This is a genomic window from Sphingomonas sp. PEI4 (genome assembly GCF_056679955.1).
Genome location: NZ_JBWXPI010000006.1, coordinates 106910 through 129230, shown reverse-complemented (window position 1 = coordinate 129230; position 22321 = coordinate 106910). Strand labels below are relative to the sequence as shown.

Annotated in this window: 21 protein-coding genes, 1 pseudogene and 1 riboswitch; of the genes and pseudogenes, 12 read left to right on the top strand and 10 right to left on the bottom strand. The window is 63.1% G+C overall.

Features of this window, described 5'->3' with window-relative positions:
- The first annotated feature begins 551 nt into the window (after window positions 1-551).
- From AC1MLZ_RS24675 to AC1MLZ_RS24665, 3 genes are all read left to right on the top strand, one after another.
- Window positions 552-1637, top strand: a complete 1086-nt coding sequence (locus AC1MLZ_RS24675) for a sulfite oxidase (protein WP_267396386.1) — start codon at window positions 552-554, stop codon at window positions 1635-1637.
- The gene (locus tag AC1MLZ_RS24670) at window positions 1637-2077 is read left to right on the top strand and encodes a YidH family protein (protein WP_267396387.1); all 441 of its coding nucleotides are present in this window, start codon (window positions 1637-1639) and stop codon (window positions 2075-2077) included. Before AC1MLZ_RS24675 ends, AC1MLZ_RS24670 begins: the two co-directional genes overlap by 1 nt.
- Window positions 2078-2317: 240 nt before the next feature.
- Window positions 2318-2394, top strand: a riboswitch (Fluoride riboswitch).
- Between the two features lie 23 nt (window positions 2395-2417).
- Window positions 2418-3782: a voltage-gated chloride channel family protein gene (locus AC1MLZ_RS24665; RefSeq protein WP_480962453.1), complete on the top strand. Its 1365-nt coding sequence runs from the start codon at window positions 2418-2420 to the stop codon at window positions 3780-3782.
- Between the two features lie 10 nt (window positions 3783-3792).
- Here AC1MLZ_RS24665 and AC1MLZ_RS24660 read toward each other — a convergent pair whose 3' ends face one another.
- The 6 genes from AC1MLZ_RS24660 to AC1MLZ_RS24635 all read right to left on the bottom strand — a co-directional run bounded on the left by AC1MLZ_RS24660 (window position 3793) and on the right by AC1MLZ_RS24635 (window position 9943).
- Window positions 3793-4269 carry a hypothetical protein gene (locus tag AC1MLZ_RS24660; RefSeq protein WP_031439129.1) on the bottom strand — a complete coding sequence of 159 codons (477 nt, stop codon included), beginning with the start codon at window positions 4267-4269 and terminating at the stop codon, window positions 3793-3795.
- Window positions 4270-4282: 13 nt separating this feature from the next.
- On the bottom strand, window positions 4283-5527 hold the full coding sequence (locus tag AC1MLZ_RS24655) for a molybdopterin-dependent oxidoreductase (RefSeq protein WP_197983136.1): 1245 nt from the start codon (window positions 5525-5527) through the stop codon (window positions 4283-4285).
- Window positions 5528-5634: 107 nt separating this feature from the next.
- On the bottom strand, window positions 5635-6717 hold the full coding sequence (locus AC1MLZ_RS24650) for a TDT family transporter (protein ID WP_480962469.1): 1083 nt from the start codon (window positions 6715-6717) through the stop codon (window positions 5635-5637).
- Window positions 6718-6782: 65 nt separating this feature from the next.
- The gene (locus tag AC1MLZ_RS24645; RefSeq protein WP_055843145.1) at window positions 6783-7655 is read right to left on the bottom strand and encodes a LysR family transcriptional regulator; all 873 of its coding nucleotides are present in this window, start codon (window positions 7653-7655) and stop codon (window positions 6783-6785) included.
- Between the two features lie 88 nt (window positions 7656-7743).
- Window positions 7744-8727 carry a malate dehydrogenase gene (locus AC1MLZ_RS24640; RefSeq protein ID WP_056421038.1) on the bottom strand — a complete coding sequence of 328 codons (984 nt, stop codon included), beginning with the start codon at window positions 8725-8727 and terminating at the stop codon, window positions 7744-7746.
- A 46-nt stretch (window positions 8728-8773) separates the two neighbouring features.
- Entirely contained in the window at window positions 8774-9943 is a 1170-nt protein-coding gene (locus AC1MLZ_RS24635; protein WP_480962452.1) for a YncE family protein, read from the bottom strand.
- Between the two features lie 244 nt (window positions 9944-10187).
- On the opposite strand from AC1MLZ_RS24635, the gene AC1MLZ_RS24630 reads away from it, so the two are divergent.
- From AC1MLZ_RS24630 to AC1MLZ_RS24615, 4 genes are all read left to right on the top strand, one after another.
- On the top strand, window positions 10188-10667 hold the full coding sequence (locus AC1MLZ_RS24630) for a hypothetical protein (protein ID WP_156348345.1): 480 nt from the start codon (window positions 10188-10190) through the stop codon (window positions 10665-10667).
- A 17-nt stretch (window positions 10668-10684) separates the two neighbouring features.
- Window positions 10685-11071 (top strand): CopM family metallochaperone, encoded by a 387-nt coding sequence (gene copM, locus AC1MLZ_RS24625; RefSeq protein WP_480962451.1) that lies wholly within the window; start codon window positions 10685-10687, stop codon window positions 11069-11071.
- Complete coding sequence (locus AC1MLZ_RS24620; protein WP_055879837.1) at window positions 11068-12486, top strand: YncE family protein; 1419 nt, start codon at window positions 11068-11070, stop codon at window positions 12484-12486. Before copM ends, AC1MLZ_RS24620 begins: the two co-directional genes overlap by 4 nt.
- A 222-nt stretch (window positions 12487-12708) precedes the next feature.
- Window positions 12709-13293: a recombinase family protein gene (locus tag AC1MLZ_RS24615; protein WP_480962450.1), complete on the top strand. Its 585-nt coding sequence runs from the start codon at window positions 12709-12711 to the stop codon at window positions 13291-13293.
- A gap of 62 nt (window positions 13294-13355) precedes the next feature.
- On the opposite strand, the gene AC1MLZ_RS24610 is transcribed toward AC1MLZ_RS24615, so the two are convergent.
- Window positions 13356-13505, bottom strand: a complete 150-nt coding sequence (locus tag AC1MLZ_RS24610) for a hypothetical protein (protein WP_480962449.1) — start codon at window positions 13503-13505, stop codon at window positions 13356-13358.
- Between the two features lie 596 nt (window positions 13506-14101).
- On the opposite strand from AC1MLZ_RS24610, the pseudogene AC1MLZ_RS24605 reads away from it, so the two are divergent.
- The 5 genes and pseudogenes from AC1MLZ_RS24605 to AC1MLZ_RS24585 form a co-directional block, all read left to right on the top strand.
- A pseudogene (locus tag AC1MLZ_RS24605) lies at window positions 14102-14536 on the top strand (recombinase family protein); the annotation flags it as partial.
- Between the two features lie 78 nt (window positions 14537-14614).
- A complete protein-coding gene (locus AC1MLZ_RS24600; RefSeq protein ID WP_480962448.1) occupies window positions 14615-15115 on the top strand; it encodes a hypothetical protein in 501 nt (166 codons plus the stop codon).
- Window positions 15116-15547, top strand: a complete 432-nt coding sequence (locus AC1MLZ_RS24595) for a type II toxin-antitoxin system PrlF family antitoxin (protein ID WP_480962447.1) — start codon at window positions 15116-15118, stop codon at window positions 15545-15547.
- Window positions 15548-15550: 3 nt separating this feature from the next.
- The gene (locus AC1MLZ_RS24590) at window positions 15551-16087 is read left to right on the top strand and encodes a type II toxin-antitoxin system YhaV family toxin (RefSeq protein WP_480962446.1); all 537 of its coding nucleotides are present in this window, start codon (window positions 15551-15553) and stop codon (window positions 16085-16087) included.
- Between the two features lie 24 nt (window positions 16088-16111).
- On the top strand, window positions 16112-16273 hold the full coding sequence (locus tag AC1MLZ_RS24585; protein WP_480962445.1) for a hypothetical protein: 162 nt from the start codon (window positions 16112-16114) through the stop codon (window positions 16271-16273).
- A 308-nt stretch (window positions 16274-16581) separates the two neighbouring features.
- Here the strand turns inward: AC1MLZ_RS24585 and AC1MLZ_RS24580 are convergent, their stop codons facing one another.
- The 3 genes from AC1MLZ_RS24580 to AC1MLZ_RS24570 all read right to left on the bottom strand — a co-directional run bounded on the left by AC1MLZ_RS24580 (window position 16582) and on the right by AC1MLZ_RS24570 (window position 22045).
- A complete protein-coding gene (locus AC1MLZ_RS24580) occupies window positions 16582-18012 on the bottom strand; it encodes an IS1182 family transposase (protein WP_480958275.1) in 1431 nt (476 codons plus the stop codon).
- Window positions 18013-18290: 278 nt separating this feature from the next.
- Window positions 18291-21179, bottom strand: a complete 2889-nt coding sequence (gene mobF / locus AC1MLZ_RS24575) for a MobF family relaxase (RefSeq protein ID WP_480962444.1) — start codon at window positions 21177-21179, stop codon at window positions 18291-18293.
- Complete coding sequence (locus AC1MLZ_RS24570; protein ID WP_480962443.1) at window positions 21176-22045, bottom strand: hypothetical protein; 870 nt, start codon at window positions 22043-22045, stop codon at window positions 21176-21178. Before AC1MLZ_RS24570 ends, mobF begins: the two co-directional genes overlap by 4 nt.
- Between the last annotated feature and the right edge of the window lie 276 nt (window positions 22046-22321).

Sequence of the window (22321 nt, the reverse complement as noted above, 5' to 3'; positions counted from 1 at the left end):
GGGCTGATTATGGATCTATATTCCAGCACTGATCGGCCAATCGAAGCTAGCACTATCCCAGGCGGATGCTGAACGTTATGGCAACATCGAAAATCTGGAGCTTGCCGCCCTATTCCTCTAACGCGATTGGCGGCCCGTTAGTGCCGAAGAAGCCCTCGAACTCTGCTCTATTGTCAACGCCTGACTTTTTTCCGTAATTGCTAACACTACTTTGGGGTCGGTACATAGAACGGACCCAGATATACGCTAAGCGCCGACAGGTCTGCTTGGGTGTCCGAAAACACCCGTTTGTCGCGCATCTGCGATGGCGATAGGGTTTTCCGTCATCCCTGGTGCCTAGCGACGACTTTTGGGACAAAGCCGTCGTAGCAAGCTCAGCCACATTGAGTCGATCTACGGGAAAGGCTGTCTTGCACTCGGCGCCTCTTGCGCGACGGCATGGCGATCGCTCCCCCCGTCTAGAAAGGGATAGGCTATCGAAAGAGTCTGGGTGACATCGTCCAGCCAAACGATCAATTTCGCTATTGATTTCATCATGGTAGGCCGCTTGCATGACCGCATCCGATCGCGCCGAACAGAATCTAATCCTCCGCTGTCCGGAGCCGCTCAATGCGGAAACGCCTCCGGATAAACTGATCACGTCCTTCCTGACGCCGCAGGCGAATTTCTACATCCGCAGTCACGGACCTACGCCGGAGCTGGCCGACGATCATCGTATAGCGCTGGACGGCTTGGTCGACCGCCCGCGCTCCTACACGGTCGCCGAACTTCAAACGGCATTTGCGACCCGGACAGTGACCGCGACCATGCAGTGCGCCGGCAATCGTCGGGCACATCTTCAAGACGTGGAAAAGACTTCGGGCGATCCCTGGGACGTGGGCGCGATCGGCAATGCGGCTTGGACCGGCGTCGCACTGCGCGACGTGCTCGCCGCGGCCGGCATCCAGGACGGCGCGTCGTTCGTCGGCACTACGGGTGCCGACGACGTCGATGTCGATGGTGAGACGGCGCCGTTCGGTGCCTCGATCTCGATCGCCAAGGCACTAGAGCCTGACGTGCTGATCGCCTGGGCGATGAACGGCGAGGCGCTGGCCCCCGAACATGGCGCACCGCTGCGGCTCGTCGTGCCGGGTTATGCGGGCGTTCGTAGCGCCAAGTGGCTGACGCGCATCGAGGTGCGCGATCGCCCATCCGATGCGCCGATCCAGGCCAAGGACTATAAACTCTTTCCGGCATCGGTAGCGAAGGAGGACGCAGACTGGGATGAGGGCCTGACGATCGAGGAGATGCCGCTCAACGCTGCGATCTGCTCGCCCGTGGACGGCGGGCATGTCGGCGCCGGCGCGTGCGGAATCGCGGGCTATGCGATCGCCTTCGGCCGAGCGGTCTCTCGCGTCGAGGTCTCCGTCAATGGAGGCACCGACTGGCTGCAGGCGGAACTGACCACGGAACCCGATGCACCCTGGAGCTGGACACAGTGGCACGTCACGGTCGATCTGTCTCCCGGACTCCACGTCCTGGTCGTGCGCGCCGTCGACGGTGCCGGGCAGATGCAGCCCGAACGACCCGAGGCGATCTGGAACTTCGCCGGCTATCTCTCGACCGCTTGGCATCGCATCACCGTCACCGCCGGCTGATGAACGCGCCGCACGACGCCGATCGGGCCCATGCGAAGCTGGCGGAGAGCGCGAGCACGCTGAAGGACAGCGCAGTCCAGCAGGTGGACAGCGCTGATCGTCGCACGGAGCTTGCCGCAGACCGCACAATCCTCGCCGGTGAACGCACCTATGCCGCCTGGGTGCGTACCGGACTGGCGGCGCTCGCTTCCGGGATCGGCGCGCGCGCGCTGCTCAAGGACGTCGTGTTCCCGTGGCTGGCGACGGCGACCGGGACCATGCTGATCCTGTTCAGCGCCTTTTGCTTTGTCGCCGCGGTGTGGCGCGAGATGGGTGCCGGCGCCCCGCCGCCACGACCCGACATCAAGCGCCTGCCAGCGGCGTTGCTCCTGGTAATGAACGGGTTTCTTATGCTCGTGTCGCTGGCCGCGCTCGTCGGCATCTGGACGGCGCGCTCGTAGCGCAGCAGCGCTAACCACGCTACGGGCCGATCAGACCCGGCAGCGCATCGGCGGCTTTCGTGCGGTATCGCCCCTTGTGACGCAGCCCGAAAACGACGCGCGGGTCGAAACCGATCGGTCCCGCATGTAGCGTACCCGGGTCGGTCCATATAACGGGCTCAGATAGACCCTGGCGACTGACAGGTCCGAGCATTTGCCCGACCAACATGCCCATTGACGGTTGGGGCAAACGTCTCATAGATCGATCTCGGCACTGGATTTCTGCCGGGCAATTTGGCCGAACCGCTCTGACATGAGCTGATGATTCCTACTTGGCGCCGTCAGGCAGCAAGGAGGAATTGTGCGCGCTACCTTTCGCAATCTGGTCGACACGCTGAACGTTGCGGCATTCGTGCGCGATCGTCACGACCATGCGATCTCTGTCCTGCGCTGGGCGCTGATCCTGCTGCCCATGGCGGCACTCGTCGGGACGCTATGTGCGGCGTTCCTGTTGAGCCTCGATACCGTTACGCGACTGCGGTTCGCATCGCCCTGGCTGCTCTATCTGCTGCCGGTGGGCGGGTTCGTGGTCGGATTGCTCTACCATCTCACCGGGCGCTCGGTGGAGGGCGGCAACAACCTGATCGTGGAGCAGATCCACGAGCCTGGTGGCGGGGTGCCTCTGCGGATGGCGCCGCTCATCTTCTTCGGCACAGTGGTGACGCATCTTTTCGGTGGCTCGGCCGGACGTGAGGGCACCGCCGTCCAATTGGGCGGAAGCCTTGCCAGCGGTTTCGGCCGCGCGCTCCGCCTCGATGCGGGCGGCACGCGCATCCTGTTGATGACGGGTATCGCAGCCGGGTTCGGCGCGGTCTTCGGCACGCCGATCGCAGGCGCGGTCTTCGCGCTCGAAGTGCTGGCGATCGGCCGCGTCGAATACTCCGCGCTAGTGCCTTGCCTCGTTGCGGCGCTGGTCGGAGATTGGACGTGCCTCGCCTGGGGTATCCATCACGGTGTCTACCCGATCGGCGCGTCGATACCGGTCGATGCGCTGCTCGTGACGGAGGCAGGTGTTGCGGGGATCATATTCGGACTGGTTGGTCTGGCCTTCGCCGAAGCCAACCACCTGGTCGGGGGATGGCTCAAGCGGATTGTTCCCTATGGTCCGCTACGTCCAGTGATCGGCGGGGTCTTCGTTATCGCGCTCGTCTTCTTGTTCGGCACGCGCGACTATCTGGGCCTGGGTGTCCTGGCAGCGAGGCCCGACAGCCTTACCATCGCCAGCTTCTTCGGACCGGACACGCATCCGTGGAGTTGGGCGATCAAGCTCCTGTTTACCGTCGTTACGCTCGGCGCGGGTTTCAAAGGCGGTGAAGTCACGCCGTTGTTCTTCATCGGCGCAGCGCTCGGTAACGCGCTGGCGCCTTTCTTGGGCGTGCCGACGGGCCTGTTCGCCGCGATCGGCTTTGTCGCGGTCTTTGCCGGGGCCGCCAATACCCCGCTCGCCTGCACCTTCATGGGAATCGAACTGTTCGGCGCCGGCTATGCGGTGCCGATCGCCGTCGCCTGTTTCGTGGCCTATCTCTGCTCGGGCCACAACGGCATCTACCTGTCGCAGCGCGTTGCGATACCCAAGGTGCCCGCGAACGGCCTTGCCCCCAATGCAACACTGCGCGAGACACGTACACGCTGCACAGCACTTCGCGCGCAGAACCGCGTGTCGTGAGTTGATGGGCTTAGCCTGATCCCCCCGATACGTCGGGCGCAGCCTTCGGATCGGGGTCTTGCGCCTTGCCCTTCGCGGCACCCGGCTGCTTTGCGCTCATGGCGGTCAGATAAGCGACGATCGCCGGCACGTCAGCCTGTGCAACGGGAGCCTTGTAGACCTCGCGCATCTTGGTGACCTCCGCGGTCCACTGGTCGGAAGAGAGTGGCGGCTGGTTCAGCGCCATGCTCGCCGAATGACACGAGGTGCAGTTGGCGTTGATGACGTCCGCATGCGGACCAGCCGGATATTGCCCTTCGTCGGTCGGGAGATCGACCGAGGTGGACGCCAGCGAGAAGCCGCGCGCCGAAACGCTTGGCGGCGGTGGTGCGGCCGGGGCGGCAGGCGGCGGGGCTATGCGGCTGTTCGGGGCACCGATCGCAAGTAGCAGAACGACGGTCGCGCCGACGAACCCAAACGACAGCGTGCCGATGGAAGGCGTTTTCATGGGGGAGCGCTCCTCAGCCGACGACGATGTTGGTGGTTTCAATGTTGCCGCGCATGAACCCGCCCGGGTTCCAGATCGGCGTCATCGGCTGCGCGATGCCGGCGGTGTTCCAGCAGCGCGACATCAGCCTGGTCGGGCCCGCATGCGTGAGCGGCACCTGCGCGTCCCAGCGGCGGAAACTGTATTTGCCGTGATCGGGGCCGAGCGTCGTCTTGTACCAGGTCTTGCCGTTGTCGGTCGACACATCGACCTTGGCGACGCCGCAATCGCCCCCCATCGCAATGCCGCCCAGCGGGATCGACCGGTCGAACGCGATCGCCTGCCCTTCGTCGAGGCTCGTGACCCAACTGCGCGGGATCATCTTGTTGATCGGAACGGCCGGGAAATCCTTCTGGCCCGGCCGCACGTTCGCGCCTGGAGTGTCAGGGATTTTGTACGCCTTGGCCATCCAGTAACCGTCGTCGGGCGCGGCGAGCACCTCGATGTCGTTCAGCATCTTGACCCAATAGGTCGAATACCAGCCGGGTACGATCAGCCGGACCGGAAAGCCGTTGAGGAGCGGCATCTGTTCGCCGTTCATCCCGAAGGCGAGCATCACTTCGCCGTCGCGTGCGTGGTCGATCGACAGCGACTTGGCGAAATCCGGTCCACCCGCGACCACCGGCTGGTCGAGCGCACCGAACCGCACTGCAACCGCGCCCGGCTTCACGCCGGCGATGTCGAGCACGTCGCGCAGGCGCACGCCGAGCCATTTGGCGTTGCCCATGGCCCCGTGACGCCACTGCGCACCGGCAACGGGCGGCTGGAACAGCGCACGCGAATTGCCCGAGCATTGGTTGATCGCCGCCAGCTCGACGCGTGGCAACTTCAGCAGTTGCGCGAGCGAGATTGACAGCGGCCGCGTGACCGCGCCGTGCACCTTGATCCGGAACGCCTCGACATCGATCGCGGTGGGGATGTCAGCCCAGTGCCAGCGGACGAAGAACTGGTCGTTTGGCGTGAAGACGTCACCATTGAACACGCTCATCGGCGTTTCCAGCAAAGGCGGGTGGATACGCTGGAGGATCATGTTGCCCTTGCCAGGGAACGCACTGGTCATCGGTCGTTCCGACGGACCGCCAGGCAGGTGCAGATCGACAATGCTCTGCGCCAGCGCGGGTGCGGCGATCAACGCGCCGCTGCCGATCGCAGCCTCTGCGAGAAAGCGACGGCGGTTCGTCGCCTGCGCCAGTTTCATATCCAGGCTGTCCACCAGCATTCTCCCGTTTCTGTCATGATCTGTATGCGCGACCTGTCCGCCGGTCTGCCCGGTACGGGTCGATCGGATGCGCCGGTTCGATCCGGCAGGACGATCAGTTCGGCCCTTTAATTGGCTTGGGCGATGCAGGGCGACACGAACAGGTTTCCGCGCCAGCCGCCTGCGACCGTCTTGGCGCCGACCAGCAGCCACATCGCGGCGAGTGCGATCGTGAGGACGGTGCCGACGATCCCGAAAAAGCCGAGCTGGAGCGTCGTGCTGAGCTTGAAGGTCGCGACCGTGTAGACGCCGAGCGGGAAGGTATAGCCCCACCACCCAAGGTTGAACGGAATGCCCGCGCGCCAGTAGCGGATCGTGATCAGCGTCGCGAGCGCCAGCCACCACAGGCCGAAGCCCCAGAGCAACAGCCCGGCGATCGTGCCGATTCCTTGCGCCACTGCGCCGATCTGGCCGAGGCCGTTGGCGGCGAGGATCGCGGGCGCGTCGCTACCGAGCACCAGCATCCCGAGCGCACCGGTGCCGATCGGACCGAGCGCGAGCCAGCTCGAGGCGGCCATGCTCTCGTGCGGCAGCTTGTGGAGAGCCATCCGCAGGATCAGGATCGCAAGAATGCCGAACGCGACCGGCACCGAATAGGCCCACAGGACATAGGAGGTCGCCAGCACAACGAACTGATGATGGGCGTCCGCCAGATGCGGTGCGAGCAGGCCTCCGCTCGCGCCTGCGACCTCGGCCGCGACCACTGGCAGGAGCCACACCGCGGTCATGCCGTCGAGCGAATGTTCGTGCCGGGTAAACATGAGGTAGGGGATCGCTACACCGCAGGCGAGCGACATCGCGACGTCGATCCACCACAATGTCTCGGCGATCGGGATCACGCCGGCGCCGAACCGCGGCAGGCCGAACGCCAGGAACCCGTTGATGATCGTCGCGAGGCCCATCGGGATCGTACCGATGAACATCGATACGGTGTTGTGCCCGAAGATCCGCCGCGCCTCGTGCCCGAACATGGTCCAGCGCGCGGTGTAGAGCCCGGCGAACAGCGTGAAGAGCGCGATGTTGAAATACCACAGTGCCTCGCCGACCGGGTGCAGCGATGCGCCGACCCCCGGAACCTGCGGCAAGGCCAGCGCGAGGATGCCGGTGCCCATCGTCGCGGCGAACCAGTTGGGGGTGAACTGCCGGATCATCTCGCGTGGAGAGTCGAGCCGGCTGAGCGGCTTCAGGCCATCGAGAACGGGTTTCAAATCGGCGGTCACTTGCCAGTCTCCTTGATGAGATCGGTCAGCGCATCGGCCGCCCGGGTACGATAGCGCTCTTTGTGCCTCAGCGCGTAGAACGGACGCCGCGGCAGACCGAGCGGCAGATCGTGCAACGTTCCGGCCGCGATTGCAGGTGCGACGACATGCTGCGACAGGACCGCGACGCCTGCGCCAGCCTCGACCGCGCTGCGGACCGCCTCGTTCGACGGCAGGGTCAGCGCGGTGGTGAGGTCCGACGGATCGACGCCGCGCTGGCGCAACACCTCCTCGAACGACGAGCGCGTGCCCGATCCCTGCTCGCGGATAATCCAGCGCGCGGCGCGGATCCAGTCCTCGTCGATCGTGTCGGCAGCGCGGTTGCTAACCAGCACCATGCGGTCGTTCGCGACCGTCCAATGCGCGAGCGCGGGCTCGTCGATCACACCTTCGACGAAGCCGAGCTCGACTGCGCCGTCGAGCACGCGCGCCGCGGCCCCTTCCGTGTTGTCGATCGCCAGTTCGATCGTGATCGCGGGGTAGCGCGCATGGAACGCCGCTAGCTGGCGGGGCAGCCAATAGCCCGCGATCGTCTGGCTTGCGACCAGCCGCAGTGTGCCGCGCTCCAGCCCGGCATATTCGGCCAGTGCAAGTTCCGCGCTCGCCGCACGGCCAAGGACGGCGCGCGCGTCGATCAGAAACATGCGGCCCGCTTCGGACAGTTCGATCCCGCGGCCGACCCGGTGGAACAGCGGCACGCCGTGCCGAGCTTCTAGCGCGGCGATGGCAGCGCTTGCGGCCGACTGCGTCACATTGAGCGCTTCGGCAGCGCGCGTCATGTGCTCGCGCTCTGCGACACCGACGAAAATCCTGAGTTGTTCGAGGGTCATGCCCGATCTCCTTGCCCCAATGATAGGGAAAGGAGATCAATCGAACCAACCAAAGATTACGGTCATTCCAATCAGATATACCGATTGGTCATTTCAGAATGTCGATAACCGCCTCACGTTCATCGACCAGTTCGGCAATCGTGCGATCGAGCATCGATCGCTGGAACGGATCGAAGGTAAGGCCTTCGATAAGCGCATACCCACCGCTCATGCAGTGCACCGGCACGCCGCACACCAGTCCTTGCGGGATACCGTAGGAGCCATCTGACACCACGCCCATCGACACCCAATTATCGCCTGCGCCGTGCACCCAGTCGCGCAGATGGTCGATCGCTGCATTTGCGGCCGACGCGGCCGAGGACGCACCCCGTGCTTCGATGATCGCGGTTCCGCGCTGCGCAACGGTGGGGATCAACGTTTCGCGGTACCAAGGCTCGTCTCCGATACGGTCGGCAAGCTTTTGGCCATCGAGTTCGGCATTCCCCCAGTCGGCAAACATCGTTGGCGAATGGTTTCCCCAGACGACGAGCTTCGTAATCGCATCGACACCGACACCCGCCTTGGCCGCAAGCTGTCCTTGCGCGCGGTTGTGATCGAGGCGGATCATCGACGTGATGTTTTCGGCAGGAAAACCCGGTGCGCTTTGCGCAAGGATCCAGGCATTTGTGTTGGCGGGATTGCCGACGACCAGGATCTTGGCGTCGCGTTTGGCCACTGCGTCCAGCGCTGCGCCCTGCGTCTTGAAGATCGCTGCGTTGGCAGCGAGCAAATCACGGCGCTCCATGCCCTTCGAGCGGGGACGAGACCCGACCAGCATGGCCGCATCGATGTCCTTGAAAGCCACCATCGGATCATCAGTAATGATCACATCTGCCAGCAGCGGGAACGCGCAATCCTCCAGTTCCATGACCACGCCGCGTACTGCGTCCATCGCCTGCGGCACGTCGAGCAGTTGAAGGATAACGGGCTGGTCCGGTCCGAACACGTCACCCTGCGCGACCCGGAAGAGCAGCGAATAGCAAATTTGTCCTGCGGCACCGCTGATCGCGATCCTGACGGGGGGCTTGGTCATTTTGGAAAGGGCTTTCGTTGGAAGATTACAGACGGTGTAAGACCGATCAACGCGCCGCCAGGGCAAGCGCCGCATCGCGCCCGGATGGCACTAGATTGGCGAGACCTTTTCCTGATCGCACGGCACCAGGAACGTAGATCAGGCTTTGCGCATCCGTACTGATCGGGATCGTCGACGCGGTGGTGTACGTCAGCGTGTCGATCCCAGCGACCTTGTTGGTTCCGGCCAGGCTGGCATAGATCCTCGTACCATCGCCCGACGGCCAAACCGCACTCGGAGCCGCTTGTAGCGGGATGGTTGTCACAGCCTCCAGGCTGTCGGTTCTATAGACCTTGATTGCAGGTTGATCGCCGCCAACGCTGACATAGGCAAAGGAATCGTCCGCGCGCTGGGCGAAGTTGACCGCGCCCGTTGCTGGACCAGTGTTTATCACTTCGCGTACCGCAAACGGCGGTTTGGCAGCAAAGACCGTGGTCGTGCCGCTCTCGCGGCGTGTTGCCCAGATTTGTTTGCCATCTGGCGAGACCGCGATTGCTCCCGCACCTGCACCGTTGCTGGCAACGTGTCCGACGACGCGCCGATGCTCGACGTCGACAACCAGGATGGACGGCCTTTCAGTAAGCGATACAAAGGCATAACGTCCGTTTGGCGACAGGATGGTCGCGCCCGCTCCGCCACTTGCTGGTACGCGGGTGATCTCCCGCGCGGTCTTAGGATCCACGACCGCGATGGCATGTTCATCGCCGAGCGAAACCCAGAGTTCGTGCCCATTGGGCGTAAACGCGACGGCGGTAGGCGACGTCTGGAACACGGTCCGGCCTCGTTCCGTGTTCGTGGCCAGATCTACGAGCGTCACACTGTGCTGCGCTAATGCCGATACCGCCAGGGTCCGCCCGTCACGCGTTGCAGCCAGGTGCTGGACTTTGGGGCTGGAAAAGCTGGGCTCAGCTATCGCGCTTTTGGCGAGGTCGATCCGTCCCAGTTCGTTGCCCGCTGCAGGATCGATGACAACGATCTTCGTCGATGTAGGGTCAGACACATAGATCCGGTCATGATGGCTGAGGTCGATATCAGCCTTCGACCACGGTGCCTGAACCGCCTTGATATCGTAGGGAAAGTCGTCCGCCGCAGGTGCAGCCCAATAGGCCTGAGCGATCGCCGGGACTGGCGCTACGGAGGCCAACATCGCGGCAACCAAAACGATCGCAGCTTTCATCGTTTGATCCTTATCACGGACCCGGCGGGTGATCGTGCCGGTCCGATGCCGCTAGATCGACCGATATGTCCCTCGCGTCCAACGCATGGTCGCGATGATTTCAATACGAAAACGCGATTATAGATCGCCGACCGTTCCTGTTAAATGATTGGAATGACCGTGGTTATGCGTTGGACCGACCGCCCCGCCGCAATCATCTATCCTGTCACGCTCGGCATTCATCGAGACGCGCGGAGACTTCCTCATGGCAACACAGCCGATCTACGATCTCGCTACCGAGACACTCGTTGCTCCTAAGCCTGTGCGTCGACATCTCGCAATCGTGCCGGATGTAGGCAATTATGACGAGCTGGAAAGAACGGCTCCAGGCATCGCATCGCGCGGCGTCCATCCTGCCACGTTGGGCTTGCTCGTCGGCGTGTATGCAGCAATGTTGCTGACTTTCTGGACCTTCTTCGCACGTGATGCAGCTACGGCGCTCGTCCTGACGGTCGTGTCGGTCTTCATGATCCTGTATTTCGGTCTGATTGCTGGCGGCATCGTACTCAGCGATACTCCCGCCCCCGGCGAACCCCTCCGTTCGTTCTCGGAGTTCATCAAGGGCCCGGTCGATATCCTGACGGGCACGATCACAGGGCGCGAAGCGGCTATACAGATGCTCTTTCTCCCGGGCTGCATGGCCGTGCTAGCAACGACTATCGGCATCATCGCTCGCGTGTCGTAAATGGGATGACTAGGGGCATGACGATGAAATCACGCACGACCTTGCTGATCGCGATAGCCTTGTCCGGATCGACGGCCGCTATAGCGCAAACGGACAGCTTCGCGTCCGCTATGGATGCGGCGATGACGCGGATGCACGGCGCGATGATGACCGGTTATTCGAGCGATCCCGATCGCGACTTCGCAAGGATGATGATTCCCCATCATCAGGGCGCGATCGACATGGCCGAAGTCGAACTGCGCTATGGCAAAGACGAACGCCTGCGCCGGCTTGCGCAGGGAATCATCGTCGAACAACGACAGGAAATCGCGGTGATGCAGAGCATCCTATCCGAAGGCGGCGCGTTGCCGCCCCACACCGAACCGACCGCGACCGGTCACCCCCATCAAGGAGACCGTCCATGAAGCGTTTCACCTTAACCGCCTGTGCCGCCCTGTCTTTCTCGGCCCCGGCATTTGCGCAGCAGGTTCCGAACGCGAGCCCCGACATACCCGTCAGCGCGCAGGACCGGTTCTACACCTCGGACCAGTTCTCCAACACCGTGTCGGTGATCGATCCGTCGACCAACACGCTGCTCGGCGTCATCAAGCTCGGTGACCAGACCCCCGCCAATCTCAGCCCACTCTACAAGGGGCAGCTGCTCGTCCACGGCATGGGCTTCTCGCCCGACCGTAAGACGCTGGCGGTGATCTCCATCGGGTCGAACTCGGTGACGTTCATCGACACCGCGACCAACGCCGTGAAGCACACGACCTATGTCGGGCGCTCGCCGCACGAGGCGTTCTTCCGTCCCGATGGTCGCGAAGTGTGGGTCGCGGTGCGCGGCGAGGATTACATTCAGGTACTCGACGGCAAGACGTTCGCGCCAACGACGCGCATTCCCGTACCTAACGGCCCCGGCATGACGATCTTCTCGCCGAACGGGAAATACGGCTATGTCTGTTCGAGCTTCTCACCCGAGACCGTGGTGATCGACACCGCCTCGAAGAAGATCGTCGGTCGCGTCAAGCAGGCAAGCCCGTTCTGCCCCGACATCGCCGCGACGCCCGACGGCAAGCAGGTCTGGCTGACGCTGAAGGACGTCGGCAAGGTCATGGTGTTCGACGCCAAGCCACCCTTCGCAGTGCTGAAGACGTTCGACACCGGCGCGATCACCAACCACGTCAACATCGCCCGCACCAAGGCCGGCCAGTTCGCCTATGTGACGGTCGGCACCGAGAATGTCGTGAAGGTGTTCCGCACCACCGACTTCGTGCAGGTCGCGAGCATCCCGGTCGGCGCGCTGCCGCACGGTCTGTGGCCGTCGGGCGACGGCTCGCGGATCTATGTCGGGCTGGAGAACGCCGACGCTGTTGCGGCGATCGACACCGCCAGCAACACCGTCATCGCGACGATTCCGATCGGTCAGGGGCCGCAAGGCGTGGCCTATGTTCCCGGCGCGGTGCCGGTAGGCGAAGGCCGTGCAAACCTGATACCGCTCGCACAGGCCGGCATGAAGATCCAGCTGACCCTCGCCGGGACTGGCCGCAGCCAGGTCACGCTGTTCGATCAAGGCCAAGTCCAGATCCTGCAGGCGGCGGTTGCGGGCCTCAGCCCAAAGATGCCCTATGTCCTTGGGCTATCCTCCCGCGCTGATGGTGGCGGCGTGATCCAGCCTCTGGCAAAGTTCATGACCAATCCCGCGGGCGGCGCGATCGTCAACACGCTCGGACCGCTCCGCCAGATCGTCAGCGACGCGAAGGGCGACATGCGCCGGTACCTCGTCATTGCGTCAGGCGACCCGATGATGCCGAGCGCTGTCGTTCAGGTGCAGAAATGAGGGTTCAGGTGAACCCTGCGATCTCCTGTCCGTATCGAGTATCTTGGTCATGACGCCGGTATAGGTTGCCGCAGCGTCTTGAGACTGTCGGAAAACACATGATAGCCGACACCCCCGGACCTACTCTTTCGCCGAACCATACCCACCTCAGCCCATAACCATCGACAAACCCTGTCGCTTTGATAGGGTGTGCGGAAACTTGCTTTCGAGGGTTTGTCGTACATGCTGGTCGGATATATGCGGGTTTCGTCGGCCGATGATCGCCAAACGGTCGATCTCCAGCGCGACGCGCTGGTCACGGCCGGCGTCGATCATCGTCATCTCCATACCGACAAGGCATCAGGCGCGCGCGACGATCGGCCGGGGCTGAAAGCGTGCCTTGCCTATTTGAACGCTGGCGACACGCTGATCGTGTGGAAGCTCGACCGGCTCGGGCGCTCACTGCCGCATCTGCTGACGATCGTCACCGACCTGAAGGCGCGAGGCATCGCGTTCCGGTCGCTGACCGAGCAAATGGATACGACGACGCCGCACGGCGAATTGCTGTTCTCGCTGTTCGGCGCGTTGGCACAGTATGAGCGCGCGCTTACGCGCGAACGAGTGATGGCGGGACTGGCCGCTGCCAAACGCCGGGGACGCCAGGGTGGTCGCCCGCCGATGATCGACGCCGAGACGCTCGAACGGATCACCGCCGCGCTCGATGGCGGGGCCAGCAAAGCGTCTGTCTGCCGAACCTTCAAGGTGCCGCGCTCGACCTTGCTCGGCACGCTTGCGCGGATCGAATGGACCGCGCCGGCTAAAGTCTGATTGATTGAACGCCGTGGAATAACATTTACCCCTGACAGAACCATGCCAATTAGCGCTGATATCTACACGGTGATCGACAGTGTTCGCGAGCGTAGGCGCTGCATCGCCTCGCATCCTTCGCACATGGGGAAGAGGAAGCGGTGCGCGAGGCGCAGGCGCTGCCAGCGTGCGGTGTTGTAGGGCCACGCGGCCATTAATACTTTCTTTACCATAACGGTATATCAAGGACAGTCTTAGGTTTCTGCGTAAGATATGAGTCGATCGCTCGAACATTGATGACTATCAATGAGGTGCATCATGAATGTCTCCCACCGACCTAACTTCCCTGCGGCACAGTCCGCTGCCTACACTATGATTAGTCGGTACGGGGTGGATGCTGCGTTCCTCGCCCAGCGTGAAGTCGATACCAAAATCAGGCGAGGAGACCTCGATGGCGCGCTTGAAATTGATCAAGTCCGTCGTGAACTTCTGGATCTCATCATAGATATAGAACCTCCCGCGCATTACTGAGGGCAGAGCGCTAATCCTCCGCTAAACAACGCGAACGAGTAAAATCTATTATAATCAAAAGCTTGCATTGAACGTCCCGCAAACGAACGGTTTTGTGGACACCCGGTCTCAGGGCGGAAAACACGCGGAAAACCCGTCCACAGAATTCGTCCCAGAATGCTAGATCGTCTAGACTCCCCGTATCCGTTCCGGATTCTGCTAAGTTTCGCGACAGTGCGCCAGACGCTCGTCTTCTCTCACGTGCTGGTGTCGCAAAAGTCGAATGCATAATTTTGTTGTTGTGATACAGTTTTGCGACATGCTGATTGGCTACGCCCGTGTGTCCACCGACGACCAAGATCTCCGGCTGCAACGCGCCGCGTTGAAGGTGGCCGGATGCAAGCGGACGTTCGAGGAGAAGATCTCGGGCGCGAAGCGTGACCGGCCCGAGCTGACCAAGATGATCGAGCAGCTGCGCGACGAAGACACGGTGGTAGTGACACGGCTCGACCGATTGGCACGCTCCACCCGCGACCTGCTCGACATTGCCGAGAAGCTGAAGGAGGCCGGCGCTGGCCTGCGCTCGCTGGCTGAGCCTTGGGCGGATACGACCTCGCCTGCGGGCCGCATGGTGCTGACCGTGTTCGCCGGCATCGCCGAGTTCGAGCGTGAGCTGATCCACCAGCGCACCAGCAGCGGGCGGGTAGCAGCCAAGGCAAGGGGGGTCCGCTTTGGCCGCCCACCCAAGCTCACCACCGGGCGCTGACCGCAGCGGCGCTGACCCCATAATGCCGGGCACTCCGCAACCTGACGCTTCGGAAGAGGGCGCCTGATGCCTATCCGTCCTGAGCACGTGTTCTTGTACCCGATCGACTGGGTCCAGCTCTCGCACCAGATACGCTTCGTGCGGGCAGGGGGGCGCTGCGAGCATTGTGGGCGTCCCCATATGCAGAAGGTCTTCCACCTCGGCGACGGACGGTGGTGGGATCGGAGCCGGCAATGCTGGCGCAACGGCCGAGGCCGGCGCGTACGACGACCTATAGAGAACATTCTACTACAGGGCCGGTGGACCCCAGTGGTACTGGCCTGTGCTCACCTCAACCATGATCCCAGCGACAGCGCGCTCCACCAGCTGGCAGCGCTCTGCCAGCGATGCCACATGATCCATGACGGTCCCGAACATCGACGCCGGCGCTGGATGAATGCGCATTACAGGCGCGCGCTCGGCGACCTGTTTTACGGTCCCTACCCCATGCTGGGAGGCGACTGGATCACCCCCACCCCGATCAGCATGCTCGACGACAGCCGATCGTTATATGCCTACATGCGTTGAGTGCTGCCAGGCATCCAGAGTGACGACGACGGCCTCAGCTACAAGCTAAAACCTCTTATTGTAAAAGTAAGGATTATTCCTTACATTCCCTATCTGGAGGTTGTCATGGCTACCATCGTTCAAGAGCGCAGCAGGATCACTGCCAAGGGACAGACAACCGTGCCGAAGGCTGTGCGCCAGGCGCTTGGGGTCAGCTATGGCGGTGAGATCGCCTTTGTAGTCGATGAGCATGGCGTCAGCGTTCGGCGCGTCGAGGTCGAGGAAGCCGATCCGGTGATCGGAGCGTTCCTAGGCTTCTTGGAACAGGACATGCTGCGCACTTCGCAGAACGTTGTCGCCTTCCCGCCCATTCTGGCCGAACGCATGGCAGCGCTAGCCGAGCATGTCCGGGTCGACCTGGATGAGCAGATCGACGGACCGGTTGCGCTCTGACTCATGATCGTCGTCAACGGTTGGACTATTTACGCGCACCCACTGCTGCTCGATCAGCTGGAAAAGCTGACCACAGCCGTCGAGAAGGCTAGGGCAAAAGACTCGCATGGCTGGACTCGGACCGCTAACGCCAAGGTATTGGCGGCTGTGCGATCCCTGATGTTCGAGACAGTTCCCAGCGATCCTACTCGACCCGAGTATCGGCAGGGCGGCACACTGGGCGCCGCCCGAAAGCACTGGTTTCGGGCAAAGTTCGGCAACGGGCGCTTCCGCCTGTTCTTTCGCTATGACAGCCGCTCCAAGGTCATCATCTTCGCCTGGGTGAACGACGACACCACGCTGCGAACCTACGGCTCCAAAACAGATGCCTATGCCGTGTTCAAGGGAATGCTCGACAAGGGAAATCCTCCCGATGATTGGGCAACGCTGATCCAAGCTGGGTCTACCGATATGGCTCGCCATAATGCCCTTCAACGGATGGCGGACCTCGATCAGGAAGCCGGTATTTTCGACGATCATACGCCCCTTGATCGTTCCTGATGCTGGGACGCTCGCCGACCCGATATGGCAGCGCTTCGAGTCGGCTTCGCGCCAGACCCGGCAGCACTTCCCGGCGTAGTCGTCCGGCTCGCGCCGCTCAGTGACTATGAGGCGCTGCTCGGCAGCGCGCAGGCGGTACCCATGCAGCCATCGTTGCACGACGCGAGCGTGGCGACGGGATACTGACGCCCAATCCCACAAAGACCGTGACACAAAAAAGGCCGGTCATGCCGGCCGAGTTTTAGGAGAGGATGCCTGAAAGGCGCAGCCATGTTCTGCCGGTCGACTTCTTCTTGCAAGGTTATTCAGACCGTGCGAGAACTCGCCGTCACATGGGCACAGACGTCTTTTGTTAAACCGTGGAGCTGGGCGCAAATATTTTTGAGTTACTGCCGTGGTGGCGCTCTGGTGGCGCTCTGGTGGCGCTCTGGTGGCGCTGTGGTGGCTTCAAGGGGAGGCCATTGAGCGCTGCGCAGCAGATTTGGCGAGCTTGATCAGCCCTGTACGGCCCTGATCAACCCCGGCACGCCGATGAGGGTAATGGCTCTTCTTAGATTGTAGGCGAGCGCGGTCAGACTGAACTCGGCGCGAACCTTCTCCAGCCCGCGCATCAGGAATGCGCCCTGGTTCATCCATTGCTTGATCGAGCCGAACGGGTGTTCGACCGTCTCGCGGCGAACGGCAAGAATATCAGGGCGCGCAACCAAGCGCCCCGCCATGCGGTCCAGCACCGCCTCGTTTTCCCAACGGTTGATGCGCCGCCAGCGACTGCTGGTACAGTTCACCTTGATTGCGCAGTCCGAACAGGCGGCGGGGTTGGAATATTGGATGTTGGCGTGGCCGCGCGTCACTGCGCGATAGCTGATGTCGAGGGTCCGGCCACCCGGGCAGTGGTACGCGTCCGCCTCGGCATCGTAGCAAAAGAGATCCTTAGAGAAACGGCCATTGGCGATGGCGCTGCCCCGTCTCGGCCGGGCGACGAAGGGTGTGATACCATTCGCCTCGCATGCTTCGATGTCCTCGCCTTTGTAATAGCCCATGTCGGCGACCACATCGATCTGCTCGACGCCTAGCGCGTCTTTCGCCGCCCCAGCAGTGGGTGCCAGCAGACCCATGTCGGTGCCGGCGTTGGTAACGTGCTGCTCGACGATCAGCTTGTGTTTCGCATCCACCGCTACCTGCGCGTTGTAGCCCACCGTGGTCTTTCGACCCGTGACCATCGCGCGCGCATCGGGGTCGGTTAGCGATATCTGGCTCTCGCCGCTGGCGTTCAGCTCGTGCAGCATCGCCTCCTGGGCCTGACGCCGCTCGCGCACCCTGGCGATCTTTGCGGCCAGCGCCCCGCTGCGGCCAGGCCCATGGCCATCCTCGCCGCGGTCGATGGCGTCCATCTCGGCAAGATACCCCTCAAGCCGCTCGTCGGCCGCGGCAATATACCTGGCCAGCTTGTCACGGGAGAAGTTGCGTGCCGGGTTGTTCACCGCCTTCAGCCGCGTGCCGTCCACCGCCAGCAGCTCGCGCCCGAACAGGTCGAGCTTGCGGCATAGGACGACGAAGGCGCGGAACACTGCCTTGAAGGCGCTCCGGTTGTCGCGACGAAAGTCAGCGATGGTCTTGTAGTCTGGCCGAAGCCCACGCAGCAGCCAGATCAGCTCGAGGTTGCGTGCCGCCTCGGCTTCCAGCCGTCGGCTCGACCGCACCCGGTTGAGATAGCCGTACAGGTACAGCTTGAGCATGTCGCCCGGGTCATAGCCTGGCCGCCCCGTCGCCTTCGGCCGCGACCGATGAAAACCGGCCTCGCCCAGATCGAGGTCATCAACGAACGCGTCGATGAACCGAACCGGACTATCCGCTGCCACATAATCCTCTACCGATGCCGGCAGCAGCAGCGCCTGGTCGCGCGCATGACCCTGGATGTATGCCATGGCCACAGCATACGCCCGTCAGCAACCTTGTGGAATCACCCAGCGAGTTTTCGCACGGTCTGTTATTGTGCATTGCAGCGCAGTTTTCAGGAGAAAGGTCGTGCCGTCACAGAGGAACAGGCCGCAGGCCGCAGTCGCGCCCTGCCACTGACGCCGGCACGTTCAGGCCGGCATACATTCGTCGCTGCATGTCAGTGCAGAAGATTCACCCGTGATGAACAACCCACACATCCGCTATGGAGAGCAGTCTGCTTCGGTTCGGAAATGTCATTTCGCGCCTACATGTCCATGCCGAAGTCACGCGACCGCTCCCGCCCGCCCGAGGGTCCGTCGAGCGACAGATTCTTCTCCGGCACCTGCTTGGCCACGTCGAGCGCCGACGTCTTGGCGCCGGGATTGCGTACCACCGCACGCTCGAGGTTACGCCCGCTGTCGACGATCAGCGTCGCCTGATCGGCGATCCGCGTCATCGCGACTAGCAGCGTCTTGGCCGATGCCAGCTTTGGTTCGCCGGCGCTCATCATGACGATCCCGTGCGGGGTGGTGATGCCCTGCGCGATATGCGCGTTGAGCGCATAGGCAATGTCGAACCGCTCCAGCATCCGGTCGCCCCGCGGCAGTTCGTGGACACTGCCGTCGGCGAGCGACGACACCGTCACTACCCCGTCCCGGATCGCTTCCACCTTCGCCAGTCCGGCATTGAGCAGGTCACGCGCCGGATCGCGCGATGTCCAACGGATGCGATCGCCTTCGTGCAAGTCGATCGCCTTCACCGCGTGAACCGATACCGCATCACGGTCGAGGTTGCGCGGTAGCCGTCCCGGCTCGAACAATCGCTCGCTACCGTCGCGCATGGCGAGGCGGACGACGCCCTTCTCGCTCGATACGATCACGCCGATCTGCCCGCGGGTCAGCCGCTGGCTGGGCAGATTCGTCCGCACCTCGACGACACGGCCTTCGCGGTAGGCACGCAGATCGCGCGCCGCCTCGCGCGTTACGGTCACGCGGTCGAGCACCTCGAAGCGGTGAGCGTGCGCGCCGATCTCGCCCATCGCCTTCAGATGCCCTTGCGCTGCCTGGTTAGCCGCCGAACGCATCGCCCGTCCTGATGACAGCAGCAGAGTCGCGTCACGCTCGGCAGCCGGCAGCGCGGCCCACATCGCCGCAGCTTGCGCAGGCACGGTGTCGCGCGGCACCTCGTGTGTGACCGGCTGAAGCTTGGCGAAGACGCCTGCCATGTCGCCCTTGTTGAGCATGGCCGCGACCGCCTTCATAACCGGCGAGCGAGCGCGCAGGTTCTCCGGCATCTCGGTCACGGCATGCCCGTTCGCCTGAAGCTGTGCGAACGGCTTGCCGGCTTCCACGGCGCCCAGCTGGCGGGTGTCGCCGATCAGGGCAAGCCGTCCGACCTCCAGCCGGTTGGCAATCTCGATCAGCGCCGTCATCTGGTTGGTCCCGATCTGCGATGACTCATCGACCAGCAGGATCGCGCCAGCATTTTCCGCCCGGGCTTTGGCGAGGTGCGCCGGCGAGGCGGTGCCGTCGAGGATCTGCTGATAACGCCCGATAAAGCCTGCGATCGTCATGCTGTCGGTGCCGATATCGCGCTTGAGCTGGGCTGCGATCGTGCTGGCGATGGCAAGCCCGAGCACCGCCCTCCCCTCAACTTTGGCGACATGTGCGGCCGGCGCCAGGGCTGCCGACTTGCCTGCCCCCGCCACGCCCTGCACCACCACCACCCGGTCGGACGAGGACAGGATTAGCGTGGCCGCTTTCGCCTGTGCCGGGTTGAGCCGGCGCAGACCCAGTTCGCCTGCCGCTTGCTGGACACGGACGGCCGCGGACATCGCATCCAGTACAGGGGCCACCTGTCCCCTGCCCTGAGCTGCCATATCGAGCATGGCCTGTTCGGCACGGACCGTGGATTCCGGCGTCATCAGGCGGCCGCCGTCGCCGATCAGCACTCCCTTCTGCTCGAGCAGTTCGATCCGCGCCTCGACATCGCCGACAAGTACCGGTCCACCGCGCTCAAGCGCAGCACCGATGAGATCGAAACGTTGGAACGCCGCCTCACGCTCGGACAATTCCCGCGACGCCGACGCGACCGCCTGCGCGGCCGCGAACGCACGTGGATCAAGCCGGCCCAGCCGTTCGGGCACCAGCGGATCGCCGTCACGCGGGCTGAGCCCCATCGCCGCGGCCAGCGCCATGCCCCTGGCCCCGACCCCGCGCACGCCCTCGACGACGCGCGACCACATTGTCTCCTGCCGCTCCCCCCGCGCAATCGCCTGCTCGACCAGCGCCCGTGCGTCGAACCCGACCACCGCCGCCAGCGCCGCCCACTCGCTTCCGCGCTTGTCCGCAGCAAGGTCGGGCGTCTTTGCCGCCCGGGTACTCAACGCGGCGATGTGGCGCTCCCGCGCCGAGCCGCGGCCGGTCGTCTCAAGCGCGGCGCGGATCTCGGCCGAGCGGGTGGAGAATGCTTCGATCGTCGCGCGCGGCACACCGGCGATCTCGAATGATCCGGCGGTCGGGTTATTTGCCGCCTCAGTACGGTAGCCGAGCGCCTCGATCCGGGCGCGCAGATCGGCATTGTGGACGGTGCCGAGCACCGTCTGGCGATCGAAGAACGGATCGTTGCGCATCGCCCGCCATTGCCCGTCCGATCGCCGCGTCGCGTTGGCGACGATGGCATGGACATGCAGCTGCGGCTCGCCGTTACGATTGACGTCGTGAAGGAAGGTCGCGACGACCAGATTGTCGGTCTTCACGCCCACCTGCCTTCCACCTTCCATGCCGCGCGCCTCGGCAAGGTTCTTTTCCGCCCAGGCCAGCGTCGCAGTGACCGATGCCCTGATCGCCGCGACGATACGGTCGTCACCGCCAAGCAGCGCTACCAGTGATAGCGATTTGGATACCGAGAACGTCAGGTCGAAGCCTGCGCGGTGCTCGCCCTGCTTGGCATCGATGACGCTGCCGTCCGGCAAACGACCGGACAGAATTTCGCCGAAAGTTTGCGCGTCGACTTGGCCCGTAAGGCCGAGCGCGGCTGCGCCCTCGCCCTCCCATGCGCTCATCGCCTGCCCCTCGTCAGCGGTGTAGTAATTGTCCCTCGCGTAATAATCCGCTGCACCGCTAGGGGAGGCGATCGTCTTGGGGCGGATCATCGCTCCGTATCTCTATCCGCACTCACCTTGGTGACACCCTTCCTACCATCGATCTGGTAGCGACAGGTGTCGGTGCTCTCGCGGAAATTCACCAGCTGGCAGACTGCTTGCTGGCCACCGCCAAGCAGGTGATTGGCGGTTCTGACTGCAATCCAGTCCGCCGGCAGGAGCATGATGACGGCATAGAGCACCGCCACGGAGATGAGCCAGAAAATACCCCCAAGCACACCGAGGTGGAAATAGCTTCTGTCTCCCAGATCGATCGTGTTGATCGTGCGCGGCTCCGCCATTGCCTTCTCGATCAGGGCCCGTGTTTCCTTGGCTTCGGAAGCTGCCGTCTTGCGGTCCGCTTGGGCGGCTTTCATCATGCTCGCCAATGCGGCGACGACCTCCCCCTCGATCCGTGTCACGGCCGCCAGGATGTCGGCGATACCCGGCAGATCATCCATCTTGCCGGACAGTTCGATCAGCTTGTCATGGACCGGCTTCCGGCTCTTCATGATCCGCTCGGGATAGCCCTCGAGGAACTCCGCGCGGGCTCGGTGCATCGCATCCGCATCGCCGCGCTTCAGCACCTGCAAGTCGGACGACTGGCGCTGCAGGTCATCAGCCACCTGCTTGAAATCGACGAGGGTACGTTCGAGCCAGCGGATCGTCACCGCGGCGTTCTCGAAGCTGAGCTGGGGCGTGGGCTCCGGTTCACTGTCGGATGGCTCAGAGCTCTTGATCGTGCGGGTCATCGCGACACGCACTGCTTCCCGTACGAATGTCGCACGGTCCTCGCCAGTAATGGCCAGCGCCTGATCGAGCTGTACCTCGTATTCCCTGTCGATCTTGAACCCGATCGAGATATCCAGTTTCGCCATCGAGAAGCCCCCCGTGACAGAAGTTACCGATGTCGAAACCTTGGTCAATCCGGCGGATATCCGGTCGGTATCCGCACGGTGGATATCCCGGACCACGCCACGATCAGCTTTTTCTAGGTCGGCTAACCAGCCGGATATCCGGCTACCTGTCTGAAATACCTCGTATTTTGGCACGACACCCAAATGCTATGCATAGCGTAGTGTGTGCCCCTACCCTTTGCCGATCCTGATGAGGTCGTTCGTCCAATTGCTGACCTCGATACCGTTCTGGGCTTC